This is a genomic window from Pseudomonas sp. SJZ079 (assembly GCF_007993865.1).
Classification (GTDB): Bacteria; Pseudomonadota; Gammaproteobacteria; order Pseudomonadales; family Pseudomonadaceae; genus Aquipseudomonas.
In genome coordinates this window covers 362,349-376,650 of the sequence record NZ_VIUH01000002.1, presented here as the reverse complement: position 1 = coordinate 376,650, position 14,302 = coordinate 362,349, and the positions used below count along the sequence as shown (strand labels likewise).

12 protein-coding genes are annotated in these 14,302 nt (G+C 62.3%); 7 read left to right on the top strand and 5 right to left on the bottom strand.

Annotation, left to right across the window (positions count from 1 at the left end):
- Positions 1–38: 38 nt before the first annotated feature.
- A complete protein-coding gene (gene rimK / locus FBY03_RS03865; protein WP_147170873.1) occupies positions 39–944 on the bottom strand; it encodes a 30S ribosomal protein S6--L-glutamate ligase in 906 nt (301 codons plus the stop codon).
- Positions 941–1,378 (bottom strand): ATP-dependent zinc protease, encoded by a 438-nt coding sequence (locus tag FBY03_RS03860; protein ID WP_256677860.1) that lies wholly within the window; start codon positions 1,376–1,378, stop codon positions 941–943. The genes rimK and FBY03_RS03860 overlap by 4 nt, the downstream gene beginning before the upstream one ends.
- A gap of 159 nt (positions 1,379–1,537) precedes the next feature.
- Here FBY03_RS03860 and FBY03_RS03855 point away from each other — a divergent pair, with 159 nt between their 5' ends.
- The 5 genes from FBY03_RS03855 to FBY03_RS03835 all read left to right on the top strand — a co-directional run bounded on the left by FBY03_RS03855 (position 1,538) and on the right by FBY03_RS03835 (position 7,688).
- Positions 1,538–1,930 (top strand): RNA-binding S4 domain-containing protein, encoded by a 393-nt coding sequence (locus tag FBY03_RS03855; protein ID WP_147170872.1) that lies wholly within the window; start codon positions 1,538–1,540, stop codon positions 1,928–1,930.
- A 196-nt stretch (positions 1,931–2,126) separates the two neighbouring features.
- Complete coding sequence (gene hslO, locus FBY03_RS03850) at positions 2,127–3,014, top strand: Hsp33 family molecular chaperone HslO (RefSeq protein ID WP_147170871.1); 888 nt, start codon at positions 2,127–2,129, stop codon at positions 3,012–3,014.
- A 160-nt stretch (positions 3,015–3,174) separates the two neighbouring features.
- Positions 3,175–4,716, top strand: coding sequence for a phosphoenolpyruvate carboxykinase (locus FBY03_RS03845; RefSeq protein WP_147170870.1), 1,542 nt, complete (start codon positions 3,175–3,177; stop codon positions 4,714–4,716).
- 218 nt (positions 4,717–4,934) lie between these two features.
- Entirely contained in the window at positions 4,935–6,890 is a 1,956-nt protein-coding gene (locus FBY03_RS03840) for an ATP-dependent DNA helicase RecQ (RefSeq protein ID WP_147170869.1), read from the top strand.
- A 195-nt stretch (positions 6,891–7,085) separates the two neighbouring features.
- Positions 7,086–7,688, top strand: coding sequence for a nitroreductase family protein (locus FBY03_RS03835; RefSeq protein ID WP_147170868.1), 603 nt, complete (start codon positions 7,086–7,088; stop codon positions 7,686–7,688).
- Positions 7,689–8,562: 874 nt separating this feature from the next.
- On the opposite strand, the gene FBY03_RS03830 is transcribed toward FBY03_RS03835, so the two are convergent.
- Both FBY03_RS03830 and FBY03_RS03825 read right to left on the bottom strand, forming a co-directional pair.
- On the bottom strand, positions 8,563–9,333 hold the full coding sequence (locus FBY03_RS03830) for an ABC transporter substrate-binding protein (RefSeq protein WP_147170867.1): 771 nt from the start codon (positions 9,331–9,333) through the stop codon (positions 8,563–8,565).
- A 195-nt stretch (positions 9,334–9,528) separates the two neighbouring features.
- Positions 9,529–9,996 carry a hypothetical protein gene (locus FBY03_RS03825; RefSeq protein WP_147170866.1) on the bottom strand — a complete coding sequence of 156 codons (468 nt, stop codon included), beginning with the start codon at positions 9,994–9,996 and terminating at the stop codon, positions 9,529–9,531.
- Positions 9,997–10,279: 283 nt separating this feature from the next.
- Here FBY03_RS03825 and FBY03_RS03820 point away from each other — a divergent pair, with 283 nt between their 5' ends.
- Positions 10,280–10,690, top strand: a complete 411-nt coding sequence (locus FBY03_RS03820; protein WP_147170865.1) for an HPF/RaiA family ribosome-associated protein — start codon at positions 10,280–10,282, stop codon at positions 10,688–10,690.
- Between the two features lie 245 nt (positions 10,691–10,935).
- The gene (locus FBY03_RS03815) at positions 10,936–11,697 is read left to right on the top strand and encodes an alpha/beta hydrolase (RefSeq protein WP_147170864.1); all 762 of its coding nucleotides are present in this window, start codon (positions 10,936–10,938) and stop codon (positions 11,695–11,697) included.
- Between the two features lie 138 nt (positions 11,698–11,835).
- Here FBY03_RS03815 and FBY03_RS03810 read toward each other — a convergent pair whose 3' ends face one another.
- Positions 11,836–14,283, bottom strand: coding sequence for an EAL domain-containing protein (locus FBY03_RS03810; RefSeq protein ID WP_147170863.1), 2,448 nt, complete (start codon positions 14,281–14,283; stop codon positions 11,836–11,838).
- Between the last annotated feature and the right edge of the window lie 19 nt (positions 14,284–14,302).

The window sequence follows — 14,302 nt, the reverse complement described above, 5'->3', positions numbered from 1 at the left end:
GCTGGCAGGCATGTTCAGGAGGGCGCTTGGTAAGCTGATCAGCCCTGGCCCTTGGTGCGCGTGCGGTGCGGGCTGACGTTCTTCTCCAAGTACTGGATCACCAGGCCGGCGACGTCCTTGCCGGTGGTGTTCTCGATGCCGCCCAGGCCCGGCGAGGAGTTCACTTCCATCACCAGCGGACCGTGGTTGGAGCGCAGGATGTCGACGCCGGCAACACTCAGGCCCATGATCTTGGCCGCACGAATCGCCGTCATGCGCTCTTCCGGGGTGATCTTGATCAGGCTGGCGCTGCCGCCTCGATGCAAGTTGGAGCGGAACTCGCCGGGCTTGGCCTGGCGCTTGATCGCCGCGATCACCTTGTCGCCGATCACGAAGCAGCGAATGTCCGCGCCGCCGGCCTCCTTGATGTACTCCTGCACCATGATGTTCTGCTTGAGGCCCATGAAGGCCTCGATCACCGATTCGGCGGCCTGTTGCGTTTCGCACATCACCACGCCGATGCCCTGGGTACCCTCCAGCAGCTTGATGATCAGCGGCGCGCCGTTGACCATCTGGATCAGGTCGGGAACGTCGTCCGGCGAGTGGGCGAAGCCGGTCACCGGCAGGCCGACCCCACGACGCGAGAGCAGCTGCAGCGAGCGCAGCTTGTCGCGCGAGCGGCTGATCGCCACCGATTCATTGAGCGGGAACACGCCCATCATCTCGAACTGGCGCAGCACCGCGCAGCCGTAGAAGGTGACCGAGGCGCCGATGCGCGGGATCACCGCGTCGAAGCCTTCCAGCGGTTCGCCGCGGTAGTGGATCTGCGGTTTGTGGCTGGCGATGTTCATGTAGGCGCGCAGGGTGTCGATGACCACCATCTCATGGCCGCGCTCCTGGCCGGCTTCGACCAGGCGGCTTGTGGAATATAGGCGCGGGTTGCGCGACAGCACGGCAATTTTCATGATTTATCTGGGGTCTCTGGGAGCGTGGGAGTGTCTTGCACGTAGGTAAGGGCCGGGTTGACCACCAGCTGACCGTCAACCAGCGCCTTGGCGCCGAGGAGTACGCGATAACGCATGGCTTTGCGGCAGGTCAGGGTGAAATCCACTGGCCAGTTGCGGTCGCCGAGTGCCAGGTGGGTGCGGATCACGTAGCGGGTCTGCACATGGCCGGTGGAACTTCTGATGGTCTTGACCGCCGCCAGTGGCGCTTCGCAATGACGATGGCGCAGTTGCTTCAGGGTGCCGAGATGCGCGATGAAACGTACCCAAGGCTTGCCATTGCGGTCGAACTGGACGATGTCGCTGGCGTGCAAGGTCGAGGTGCTGGCGCCCGTGTCGATCTTCGCGCGCAGCCCCGTTATGCCCCACTCGGTCAGGGCAATCCATTCACGCAGGCCAATCACGGAGAGATGGTCAAACGTCTTCACGGCGGAATCCCTAGGCTATTGCGGGCATTCTAGTTGGCCCCTGTGAAAAGCGCATCCGCTCGTCGGGCGTGCGCTTTGCCGTAGCGGCCTTATCATGGGCGTCATGCATAGCCGCCGGGAGCACTCATGAGCGATAAAGACGACGACAAGGTACGCCTGGATAAGTGGCTGTGGGCCGCTCGCTTCTTCAAGACTCGCGCCCTGGCCAAGGCGGCGATCGAGGGCGGCAAGGTGCATTGCCGTGGTGAGCGCTGCAAACCGAGCAAGGAGCCGAGGGTCGGCGATGAACTGCAGATCCGCAGTGGCTTCGAGGAGCGCACCGTGGTGATTCTGGAACTGTCTGTCGTGCGCCGTGGCGCGCCACAGGCTCAGGCGCTGTATAGCGAGACCGCCGAGAGCATCGTGCGCCGCGAGCAGGCCGCGGCGCTGCGCAAAGCCGGGGCCTTAGGCGTGCAGACCGATGGCCGGCCGACCAAGAAACAACGTCGGCAGATCCATCAGTTTCGCAGCGATGACTGAGCCGCGTGGCAAGGCCTCTTTTACTCGCCGCGAGGACTGGGCTGTTGCCATGTACCCTCCGATTCCGGTGTCCGTCGACGGTGCCTGGCGCCGGGGTCAATAGCCCTGCTCTGGGCGACCGATAGATAAGAGGCCCTTGGTCGGTTTGTCGTTTACGCCTAAAATCGCCGGCCTGGTCACATTCTGCGAATTCGGCATGCCTGATTTTTCCCAACGCTTCTTGTTCGATGACACCGATGTGCGCGGTGAGCTGGTCGGTTTGACCGACAGCTACATGCACGTCCTGGCCAAGCACTCCTACCCACAGCCGGTCGCCCAGCTGCTCGGCGAGCTGCTGGCGGCCGCCTCCCTGTTGCTGGGTACGCTGAAGTTCGACGGCCTGCTGGTATTGCAGGCGCGCTCCAGCGGCGCGGTGCCGCTGTTGATGGTCGAGTGCTCCAGTGCCGGCGAGCTGCGCGGCATTGCCCGTTACCAGGCAGAGCAGATCGCGGCCGACGCCGGTCTGGCCGAGTTGATGCCGGACGGCGTGCTGGCGATGACCGTCGATCCCAAGCATGGCCAGCGCTATCAGGGTATCGTCGAGCTGGCGGGGCCGACCTTGGCCGATTGCCTGAGCAATTATTTCGCCACTTCCGAGCAATTGCCCACGCGTTTCTGGCTCTGCGCCGATGGTCAGCGTGCCCGCGGCCTGCTATTGCAACAGCTGCCGGCCGACCGCCTGAAAGAGGCCGAGGAGCGTGAAGCCAGCTGGCAGCACGTGGTGACCCTGGCGGACACCCTGAAGACCGAAGAACTGCTCGGTCTGGACAATGAGACCCTGCTGCACCGCCTCTATCATGAAGAGCCGCTGCGCCTGTTCGAGCCACGTGCACTGCAATTTCGCTGCAGTTGCTCGCGTGAACGTTCGGCCAAAGCGCTGGTCAGTTTAGGCCAGGCCGACGCCGAGCTGCTGCTGAGCGAACACGCCGGCAGCGTGGTGATCGATTGCCAGTTTTGCAATCAGCGCTACGCCTTCGATGCCGCCGATGTCGGCCAGTTGTTCGCCGGAGGTGGCAGTGATGCGCCTTCCGATACCCGCCACTGAGGCTAATTGACGCAGCCTGGGGCGGGCTGGTCTGATCAGAGGCTGCACCCGCCACTGGCTTTTCTGGCATAATCCAGCGCACTTTTTTCGCTGTAGTAGTGCTCTGACCTTTACTACAAAACGTTTGGAAGACTCGGCCGCTGGGCCGACGGGGACCCACATGACGCAAGCCAATACCGCCGTGTATACCGACATCAGCGCCGCTCAACTGGTCGAAGAAGCCCTCCGTCGCGGTGAAGGCGAGCTGGCCGCCAGTGGCGCGCTGGTTGTGCGCACCGGCCATCGCACGGGGCGCTCGCCGGCCGACCGGTTTATCGTGCAGGAGCCGAGCAGCGAGGCAAAAATTGCCTGGGGCCCGATCAACCGTCCGTTCCCCGCCGACAAGTTCGATGCGCTCTGGGAGCGTGTGCAGGCCTTCTCCGACGCCCAAGACAGTTTCGTTTCGCATGTCCATGTAGGCGCCGCCGAGGCGCACTACCTGCCGGTCAAGATGACCACCGCCACCGCCTGGCAGAACCTCTTCGGCCGTTGCCTGTTCATCGAGCCGGAGCAGTACAACCAGGGCGCCAAAGCCGAATGGCAAGTGCTCAACGTCGCAAACTTCGAGTGTGTGCCCGAGCGTGACGGCACCAACTCAGACGGTTGCGTGATCATCAGCTTCGCCGCCAAGAAAGTTCTGATCGCCGGCATGCGCTACGCCGGTGAGATGAAGAAAGCCATGTTCTCGGTGCAGAACTTCCTGCTGCCGGACGCCGACGTGCTGCCGATGCACTGCGCCGCCAACATTGGCGAAGACGGTGACGTTACCCTGTTCTTCGGCCTGTCCGGCACCGGCAAGACCACCCTGTCCGCCGACGAGAGCCGTTACCTGATCGGCGACGACGAGCACGGCTGGGGCGTCGGCAGCGTGTTCAACATCGAAGGCGGTTGCTATGCCAAGTGCATCGACCTGTCCGAGAAGAACGAGCCGGTGATCTGGAAGGCCATCCGCTTCGGCGCCGTGCTGGAAAACGTGGTGCTCGACGACAATCGCGTCGCCGATTACGCCGACGACAGCCTGACCCAGAACAGCCGCGCCGCTTACCCGCTGAGTCACGTCGAGAAGCGCTCCGAGCGTAACCTCGGGGGTGAGCCGAATGCGGTGATCTTCCTGACTTGCGACCTGACCGGCGTATTGCCGCCGGTGTCGATCCTCAACGAAGAGCAGGCGGCCTACCACTTCCTGTCCGGCTACACCGCGCTGGTCGGTTCCACCGAAATGGGCTCGGGCGGCGGCATCAAGTCGACCTTCTCCACCTGCTTCGGCGCGCCGTTCTTCCCACGTCCGGCGGGCGAATACGCCGAGTTGCTGATCAAGCGTATCCAGGGCTTCGGCTCCAAGGTCTACCTGGTCAACACCGGCTGGACCGGCGGCGGCTACGGCGTCGGCAAGCGTTTCAATATCCCGACTACCCGTGGCGTGATTGCCGCGATCCAGAGCGGCGCGCTGATCGGTACCGAGACCGAGCAGCTGCCGATCATCAACCTCAGCGTGCCGACTTCGGTACCGGGCGTCGAAACCAGCCTGCTCAACCCGCGCAATACCTGGGCAGACCAGAACGCCTACGACGAAGCCGCCAAAGGTCTGGCCCAGCAGTTCATCGAAAACTTCAAGAAGTTCGATGTATCTGCTGCCATCCGTGACGCCGGCCCGCAGCTCTAAGCCGCGTCGGGTTGATCGAGAAAGCCGCCTCCGGGCGGCTTTTTTATTTTGCCCGGTACCGGTCTCGGCTCTACACCGGCGATCGGCTCTGCAGCGAACGGAGGGGCAGGCGCTAAGTGCCGCCATCGCGGCCAAGGCCGCTCCCACGCAAGCCAGTTGGCTTTGCCCACCCCGCCGCGCTAAGGTCACCGGCCCTGCGGTCAATGGAGTGACACCCTATGTACAGCACCCTCGAGCGTGTCTTCGGCTATCAACAATTTCGCCCCGGCCAGGAAGCGGCAATCAGTGCGGTATTGGCCGGGCGCTCGGCGGCGGCGATCTTCCCCACGGGGTCGGGCAAGTCGCTGTGCTACCAGCTCTCGGCGTTGCACCTGCCGCACCTGACCCTGGTGGTTTCGCCGCTGCTGGCGCTGATGCAGGACCAGCTGGCGTTTCTGCACAAGCGCGGCATCAGCGCCGCCAGCATCGATTCGGCGCAGAGCCGCGAACAGGCCAGCGCCACCATGGCCAAGGCCAAATCCGGCGAGTTGAAAATTTTGATGATCTCGGTGGAGCGGCTGAAGAACGAGCGCTTTCGCCACTTCATCGCTCAGGTGCCGATTTCCCTGCTGGTGGTGGACGAAGCGCACTGCATCTCCGAATGGGGCCACAACTTCCGCCCGGACTACCTCAAGTTGCCCGACTACCAGCGCCAGTTCGGCATTCCTCAGGTACTGCTGCTCACCGCCACGGCGACGCCGCCGGTGATCGCCGATATGCAGAGCAAGTTCGCCATCGCCGCGGCGGATGTGGTCACTACCGGCTTCTACCGGGCCAACCTCAACCTCTTGGTCGAGCCGGTCAGCGGCCGCGACAAGCAGCGTCGCCTGGTCGAGTGGCTGTCAGGCAAAGCCGGGCAGCCGAGCATCGTCTACGTCACCCAGCAGAAGACCGCCGAGCAGGTCGCCGAGCACCTGGCGCAGCGCGGCATTCCTGCCAGCGCCTACCATGCCGGCATGGTCCATGAGCAGCGCGAGGCGATCCAGCGCCAGTTCATGGGCGGCCAGCTCAACTGCATCGTCGCCACCATCGCCTTCGGCATGGGCATCGACAAGAGCGACATCCGCAACGTGGTGCACTTCGACCTGCCGAAATCCGTCGAGAACTACAGTCAGGAGATCGGCCGGGCCGGGCGCGATGGTCAGCCGTCCGATTGCCTGGTGTTGGCCAACCGCGATAGCCTCAACGTGCTGGAAAACTTCGTCTACGGCGACACACCGGAGCAGGTCGGCATTCGCTGCGTGCTCGACGAGCTGTTATCCGCCGCTGCGCCTGATCAGCACCACGGCGCTGAGTGGGAGCTGATGCTGGGCGCCTTGGCCGACCACAGCAATATCCGTCAGCTGCCGCTGAAAACCCTGCTGGTGCAGCTGGAACTGCGCGGTATCATCGCTCCGCGCTACGCCTACTTCGCCGAATACCGCTTCAAATACCTGTGCGAGCCCGAGGCTTTGCTGGCCAGGTTCGCCGGCGAGCGTCGGCAGTTCGTCGAGGCCGTGGTCAACAGCTCCAGCCGCGCGCGCACCTGGTGCACCGTGGATTTCGACAGGCTCTACCAGCAGCATCAGGCCGAGCGCGGCCGAGTGGTCAAGGCGCTGGACTACTTTCAGGAGCAGGGCTGGATCGAGCTGGAAAGCAAGCAGATGACCGAGGTCTATGCGCTGCTCGATGGCGGTTTCGACCCCGCGACCCTCAGTGCCGAGCTGCATGGTTACTTCAAACACCAGGAACGCAGTGAAATTGCGCGCATCCACGCCATGCTCGAATTGTTCGCCAGCGAACAGTGCCTGAGTCAGCGTCTGGCGCGCTACTTCGGCGATGCACAGGCCCCACAACGCTGCGGCCACTGTTCGGTGTGCCACGGTCGGGTCGCCCATCTGCCGCAGCCGCCAGCACTGTCGCCGTTGACCGAACACGACCTGCATACCTTGTGCGGGCGCTTTAGCGAACGGCATGCTGAGCTGAAAGGCGCTACACCGAGCGCCGAGTGCCTGACCCGTTTTCTCTGCGGCATCAGCGTGCCGCTGTTCAGCAAGCTCAAGGCGCGCAGCATTCAGGGGTTTGCCGCGCTGGAACGCTACCCCTATGCCGCGGTGCGTGAGTGGTGTGACGCCCGCGCGCGGGGCGGGCTTTAGCCTCGGTTACCGAGTAGGCGCGCTGTGCCGATCAGTCTGGCCGCGCAGGGACGTACAGCCTGGCTGGCTTTCGGCTGGCGTCGTGGACCAATCGATTCTGTCGATAAGTTTCATTGGCAAAGACGCCTGGTATGACCGCGAGCGACTACTTAGCATGCGCGGCTTCTTACCGGCCACGCATTCTCAGGAGTCACCATAGATATCGAAGAAGCCATCCGCAGTCGCCGCGCCGTCAAAGGCTATGAGCCGACCTTCAGCCTCAGCCGTGAGGAGAAGGACGAGCTGCTGCAACTGGCCTTGCTGGCCCCCTCGGCCTTCAACTTGCAGCATGTGCGCTTCGTCGAAGTCAGCGACCCCGCCCTGCGCGAGCAGATCCGCGAAGTCGCGTGGGGCCAGGCCCAGGTCACCGAGGCTTCGATGCTGGTGGTGGTGTGCGCCCAGCTCGACAGCTGGGAAAAAAACGTCGCCCGCGTCTGGCAGGGCGCACCGCAAGAGGTGCAGGACTACATGGCCGGCGCTATCGACCTCTACTACCGCGACAAACCGCAGGTGCAGCGCGATGAGACCATGCGCAGCTGCCGCCTCAAGGCGCAAACCCTGATGCTCGCCGCGCGCGGTAAGGGCCTCGACTCCTGCCCGATGGACGGCTTCGACTTCGACGCCGTGGCCAAACTGATCAACCTGCCGGAGAATTACGTCATCGGCTTGATGGTCGCCGTGGGCAAGCGTGCCGTGGAGCCGAAACCGCGCATCGGCAAGTTGCCGTTCGACGAAGTGGTAATTCGCGACCGGTTCTAAGCGGTTGATGCAAGGTTCAGGGGCGTGCCAATGGCACGCCTTTTTACGTTCAACCGCTCAGCGGTTGCAAGTGCCGCTGCCGCGCACAGAGCTGCACTGCGATTGCCTCAGGCAACCGCCAACCGCGCCTTGGGCGCCATGCAGTGCCGGGCTTGAGTTCGGGGGGCTAGGGAGGTGGTTGTTGCCGAGGCGACGCTGGTGATTGCCAGTGGTCGTCTCGGCCGTAACCGGGTGGTGCCTGGTAGCTGCACCTGAACGAGGTTGCTAGCCGCCTGGTCTATTCCAGGGTGCAGCGTCGGTTCGCCAAGCTCTTCCAGTTCGAACGGGTCTTGATCAGCGCGGTGGCTGTCCTGACGCATGGCCAGGGAGGTGTTCAACTGGTTCACTGTGTACGATTTTGCCTTACGCTTGCTGCGGCTACGCGCAATTTACGCGGTCTTGCGTGTTCACACGCTGTTGGCCGGCATCCACGGCCTGAATCATCTGCTCCGGGGTTACACGTACATCCTGAGTCTTAGCGATTTCGCCAGCGTGCAGTATGACGCGGGTGCTGAATGGAAGATTCGTCGTACTCCTCATCACCATTGGCTAGGGCCCTCCCTGCAACTGTCCTTGGTTTCAAGATACACCCCACCGCGCCGCTCGATTAGTGCAAATCGCAATAAAACCGTGCTTGCTCGGACTGGGCCTGAATAACGACTTCGCCATCGTGGCGCAAAGCCCGGGTTACGGGGCTCGGTTCGGCGCAAAGCGTTACAAGGTCACTTCGCAGGGTGAACGTCGGTTTGCCAGTCGGAGGGCAGCGGGGCAGGGGCAGCAGGGGCGAATGCAGTTCTCTGGAACGACGCCCGGCAGCAAGTCCGCCCCATGCCTTCTAGGGGTTGCGGTACTTGGTCAGTAGCCGTTTGCCGTGCTGGCGGCGGATTTTACCCAGCGATTGCCAGATCGCCTGGGTCAACTGCGGCTGCGTGCGCCGAAACTGATGGGAGAACACCAGGTAGGCGTCATCTGCATGGTAGAGCTGCGGCAGCATGTTGACCTGCTCGCTGAAGCCCAGGGCCTGGAGTTGATGCAGGCCGATGCTGGATTCGGCGACGTAACCATCCAGCCGATTCAAGGCCACCAGGCGCAGCCCCGTCTTGGGTTGCAGCACGCTGTCGCTCAGCACGCCGGCGTCTTTCAGGCGTTGCCAGACGACATAGCCGGGAGGCGCGCCGATGCCGGTTTGCAGGCCAGTGAAATGCTCCCCGTCGTAACGCAGCGTGCCCTGGCGCGGTACGAACACCCGGTATTCTTCTCGCCACAGGCGCAAGCGGCGGTCGGGGGTGGCCAAGGGCTGGTCGGGATATTTTGGAAACGCGCCCCAGGCATCGCGCTCGGGTGACCAAATGGCGGCCAGCAGTGCGTCGACTTGGCCTTTGCGCAGCTTGTCGATACAGCGCTTCCACCGGTAACGCAGGAGCGTGATAACAGCATCGTTCTCGGCCGCTGCCAGCTGCACCATCTCGGGCAGCAGGCCCATTGCCTCGCCGCGCTGGTTACTGAGCGTGAAAGGTGGATAGTCGATGTCTTCAATGCACAGGGTGAAGGCCCAAGCCGGGGCGCTGAGTAGCATGCCTATCAACACGGCCAGAAAAACCTTCACGGGCGGGAAACTCGATGGCAATCGACGCGAGCAAGGCTAGTTGCGAGCCGGGTTGGGGTAAAGCTCGCAGGCGGCCAGTTGGCGCTTATTGTCGGCCCAGACTCGACCGCCAAGCGGTGAGCGCTCAATGGGGCTGTGTGACGTGCTAGGCGGTGAGTTCGCTGGCAATCCAGGCCGGGACGCGGCAATGCCGTGCTAAGGCGCTTCCTCCTCGGCCAGGCGCTGCAGGTACAGGGCGAAATCCGGGTCTTCGCCACGCAGCAGTTCCGGTAGCCGTTCGCGAAAGTCCTCGCGCCGGCTCCATTCGCGCATGTAGTCCTCCCAGGAGTGCCAGCGGCGCCGTCGCTTCTCGTTCATCTGCGCGTCGAAGACCAGCAGGTAGGCGCGCTCGAACAATGAGATCAGCATGTCGAAGATCACCAGCATGCGTTCCCGTTGTTCGTCGCTCAGGTCGGGGGTGGCGCGCTGGCTGCGCAGCTTGAGGTCGGGGTTGGCCAGCACCACCTCGAGGAAGTCGATATAGGCGTCGGAGATCTGCTGCCACGTGGCCTCTTCCTCGTTCTCATGCGCCTTGCGTTGCTCGAAGAGGAACACGCCAATGGCGAATGGCAAGGCCACCACGGTGACGATGTAGGACAGCAGCTCCCAGGTTGCCAGGGTCATATCGACTCCACTGCGTCATGTTCACTCAAGCAAGCAAAGACCATTTTGCTCAGGAGGGCGTGCAGTCCGTCCGCTGCCCAAAGCCATCGGCCGATGGGGCCTGTTCGTGGCGTGGGCTGCGCATGTGTACGGTGGCTGCATGTCCGCGGACCATGGTTGTTCGGCGGCCAGTTAAATTATTCCGATTCTTTTCGCGGAGTCCCCGACAGAAGAATATTCGGTTAGCCTGAACCTCGACAGCCACAAAGCCTCGAAAGCACACACGTCATCACGGAGAAGCCCTATGCAAGTACAAGTGCACACTAATCAGATTGAAGGCAGTGCCCGGCTTCAGGAGTGGGTAGGTTCGGCAGTGATGGACAAACTCGAGTACTTCGAGGAGCTGCTGACGCGAGTCGTCGTGCATATCACCGACGAAAACGCGCAAAAGTCCGGTCCCGACGATAAGCGCTGTCAGATCGAGGCCCGGCCTAAAGGCCATCAGTCCATCTCGGTGACCCACAAAGCCGCAGACCTGGGGGCCGCCGTGGACGGCGCCGCGGAAAAAATGCGCCACGCCCTCGAACATCTGATGGGCAAGCTCGACGCCAAGGTGGTGTCGACCGGACGCCTGCAAGAGCCCAGTGAAGAACCCACCGACGCCCTGCTGCAAGAGGACTTCCTGGAAAATCAGCAGGCCTTGGGTAAAGACTGAATGCAGGCACCCCCTCACCCCGTCATCCCGGTGAGGCCTCAGACAAACGACACACCATAGAAAACCGCCCGCTGGGGCGGTTTTTGCTGGCTGAGCGTACGGCGGTTTTACCGTGGAGGTGCGCAGGCAGTCCGGCGATGCCGTCTGCTGGTTCGATCCTTGGGGCGCGCTAGGGTGAGACTGCTGTTAGTGTCTGCGGGCATTGAGTGACGCCGTCCCTATGGTTCTGAATAGGAGTTAGCTGTATGCCACGCATGGTTTCGCTTCTGGCAGTGCTTGCCGCCCTCTACCTGCTGGCCTGCGTTGCCCTGTTCGCGTTTCAGCGTGCGTTGATCTACTTCCCGCAACCGCGTGCCATCGCGACCCCGGCTACGACGCTACAGTTGCCGGTAGGCGACGCCGAGGTGCTGGTTTCGGTCAGGCCGCATGACGGGCCTAATGCCTTGATCTACTTCGGCGGCAACGCCGAGGACGTCTCGTTGAATCTGCCCGAGTTCGCCCAGGCATTTCCTGATCAGGCGCTCTACCTGCTGCACTACCGGGGCTACGGCGGCAGCTCCGGGTCACCCTCCGAGGAGGCCATCCAGCGCGATGCCCTGGCCTTGTTCGACCGGGTGCACGCCGCCCATGCGCGTATCGTGGTGGTGGGCCGCAGTCTGGGTTCGGGGGTCGCGGTACGCCTTGCCAGCCAACGTCCCGCCGCGCGGCTGATCCTGATCACGCCTTACAACAGCCTGCAAGAGCTCGCCGCACGGCAGTTCCCGATGTTTCCGGTGCAGTGGCTGCTCAAGGACAAGTTCGAGTCCTGGAAGTACGCGCCGCACATCGCCGTGCCGACCCTGTTGCTCGCGGCGGAGCACGACAAGGTCGTCCCACGCGCGAGCACCGAGCGGCTTCTGGCGCATTTCGCCCCCGGTGTGGCCTCGCTCAAGGTCATCGCGGGCAAGGACCATAACTCGATAGGCGAGAGCCCCGAGTATCTGCAATGGCTGCGAACCGCGCGCTGAGCGAGCCGCTATGGCGTTGGCCGGTGCCCGCCGTAGCCCGGCTGCACTCCGGGAATCCGTCCCCGGGTTTTCTCCGGCTAGCTCGCCATGTCAATCCTGATGGGGGCGGCGGGTGTGGGCGGTAGACCGCCCCGCTCGCTATATGACTTCGGGCAGCGGCAGGTTGAGGAGTCGTTCAATCTCGCCCGCGGGGAGGGGTGTACTGAACAGGTAGCCTTGGAGCAGGTCGCAACCTTCGGCAATCAGGAAGGCCAGATGGTCGTGATCCTCGACCCCCTCGGCGACCACCTGCATGCCCAGCGAGTGAGCCATGGTGATGATGGCCGAGAGAATCACGCCGTTGTTGTTCTCTTGCAGGTTGAGAATGAAGCTACGGTCGATTTTCAGGATATCGATAGGCAGCGTCTGCAGATAACTCAGCGAGGAGTAGCCGGTGCCGAAGTCGTCGAGCGCAATCTGTATGCCGAGTGAACGCAACGCGTAGAGGTTCTCCAGTACCTGTTCGCGCCCTTGTAGTACCGCGGTCTCGGTCAACTCCACATAAAGATCACCGGCAGACAACTGGTACTTGTTCAAGACCTGGGTGATCTGTCGAGCGAAGCCCGATTGGCCCAGTTGCAGGCTGGAAACGTTGATGGCCACCCGCAGCGGGGGAAGACCGGCCTTCTTCCATGCCGCCAACTGGCGGGCAGCCTCCTCCATTACCCAGGCGCCAATGGGCAAGATCAGACCATTTTCCTCGGCCAGAGGAATGAACCGATCCGGAGGTACCTGGCCTAATTCAGGATCGTTCCAGCGGATTAACGCCTCAACAGACACCACTCGCATGCTGCGGCTATCGATGATCGGTTGATAGTGCAGCTGGAAGTTGAGCGTTTCGACGGCGGTGTGTAACCGCTGGTCCAGAAGCACGCGTTGCTGAGAGTGCGCAGCAATGGCGCTGGAGAAAAACTGATAGGTGCTCCTGCCTCTGGCTTTCGCCTGATACATCGCCAGGTCGGCATGTTTGACCAGGTCCTCCACCGTTCTACCGTCATCGGGATAGATGGCAATGCCGACGCTGCAGCCCACGTAGCAGGCCGTGCCATCGAGGTCGATAGGCTCAGACAGCGCCTTGATCACCCGTTCGGCTACGGGGCCGGCCAGGTGCTCGGCTTCTGGATGGTTGAGCAGCAGGGTGAATTCATCGCCGCCCAGGCGAGCCATATCCCGGTCGACTTCGATACCGACGGGGCGGCTCAGGTAGTCATAACCGCGCAGGTTGGACTGGAAGATCTCAGTCACCTTGATCAGCAGTTGGTCTCCGGCTGGGTGGCCCAGGGTGTCGTTAACGTGTTTGAAGTTGTCCAGGTCGAGAAACAACAAGGCGAAACGCCCCCGGCGCTGGCGTGCGGTTTCGATTTCACGGCGCAGGGTTTTGATGAACATCAGGCGATTGGGCAGCCCGGTGAGACTGTCCCTGAAGGCCAAGTTATGGATCTGCTCGCTGGATTGATGCAGGTCAAGGCTCATTCGGTTAAAGGAGCGACTCAGCTCGCCGATTTCGTCCTCGCTCTGCACCGGCACCTGAATCAATTGGGACTGCTTGCCCATGGCCGCCAGAGCCTGATTGAGGCGCTCGACCGGCTTCAGGAAGCGATTGCGGATCAATACCAGGAGCAGCGGTACCGAAATACTAATGGCGACCAGGCAGATCAACAGCACCAGCAGGCCAATATTCCGCGACTCTTTGAACAGGTCCGCTTCGGGAATCAATAGGTGCAACCATAGGCCGTCCATCAGGCACTTGACGTGGTGCTGGTACGACTGGCCATGCAGGTCGATCTGGCTTTTGCTCTGCAGCACCGTGATGCCTGGCGACAGGTCGTAGTCGCCGAGCAAGCGCGCGCTATCGATCTCCTGGGAGGCGGCGAGCAGGGTGCCTTGCGCGTCGGTCAGGATGAGACTGCCCTGGGGCCAGGGGGAGGGACTCAGGTTCTCCAGCAACGATTGCAGGCTGATGGTCAGGCTCAGGTAGCCGCGCAGCTTGGGAGGGGTGCTGAAGGACTCGAATGCCGGGTTGATCAAGCTGATGCGCCGAGAGACGTACAGGGCCAGCTCCTGGTTGTCCGGGTTGATGCCGATGCGCACCAAGGTGTCCTGGTCGGCGTGACGCATGGCCAGAAACCCGGGGCTGTCCGCCTCCTCTTCAGTCAGATTGGGTTGATCGCGGTTCTGCAAGCGCAGGTCTTCAAAGCCATCGGGTTGCAGAATCCGGATCTCGTAATAGTCGGGATAAACCCGTTGAATACTGGCGAGCTTTTGCAGCAAAGGGCGTTGTAACAAGTCGTAGCGTTCTTCTGCATCACTGGTCAGCAGGTAGCTTTTAACCAGGGGATCATCCGAGAAAATATCGATATTGGCGGTGGCTACATGACTGAGCAGTTGCAACTGGTCATCCAGCCGTGACACCAGTGCACTGATTTGATCAGTGCTTTTCTGCTCGGCGCTTTGCCGGAGCGCGATGAATGCCAGAAGACCTGCCAGCAGTAGCGGGCCGGCAATCAGCGGTATGACGAGCAATGGCAAGCGGGTGCGCAACTTCATGTCAGCCCCTCGATGCGGT

Coding starts and splice junctions, on each gene's coding strand:
- FBY03_RS03810 (WP_147170863.1), bottom strand. CDS start 14,283: ATGAAGTTGCGCACCCGCTTGCCATTGCTCGTCATACCGCTGATTGCC.
- rimK (WP_147170873.1), bottom strand. CDS start 944: ATGAAAATTGCCGTGCTGTCGCGCAACCCGCGCCTATATTCCACAAGC.
- FBY03_RS03825 (WP_147170866.1), bottom strand. CDS start 9,996: ATGACCCTGGCAACCTGGGAGCTGCTGTCCTACATCGTCACCGTGGTG.
- hslO (WP_147170871.1), top strand. CDS start 2,127: ATGCCTGATTTTTCCCAACGCTTCTTGTTCGATGACACCGATGTGCGC.
- FBY03_RS03855 (WP_147170872.1), top strand. CDS start 1,538: ATGAGCGATAAAGACGACGACAAGGTACGCCTGGATAAGTGGCTGTGG.
- FBY03_RS03815 (WP_147170864.1), top strand. CDS start 10,936: ATGCCACGCATGGTTTCGCTTCTGGCAGTGCTTGCCGCCCTCTACCTG.
- FBY03_RS03820 (WP_147170865.1), top strand. CDS start 10,280: ATGCAAGTACAAGTGCACACTAATCAGATTGAAGGCAGTGCCCGGCTT.
- FBY03_RS03845 (WP_147170870.1), top strand. CDS start 3,175: ATGACGCAAGCCAATACCGCCGTGTATACCGACATCAGCGCCGCTCAA.
- FBY03_RS03840 (WP_147170869.1), top strand. CDS start 4,935: ATGTACAGCACCCTCGAGCGTGTCTTCGGCTATCAACAATTTCGCCCC.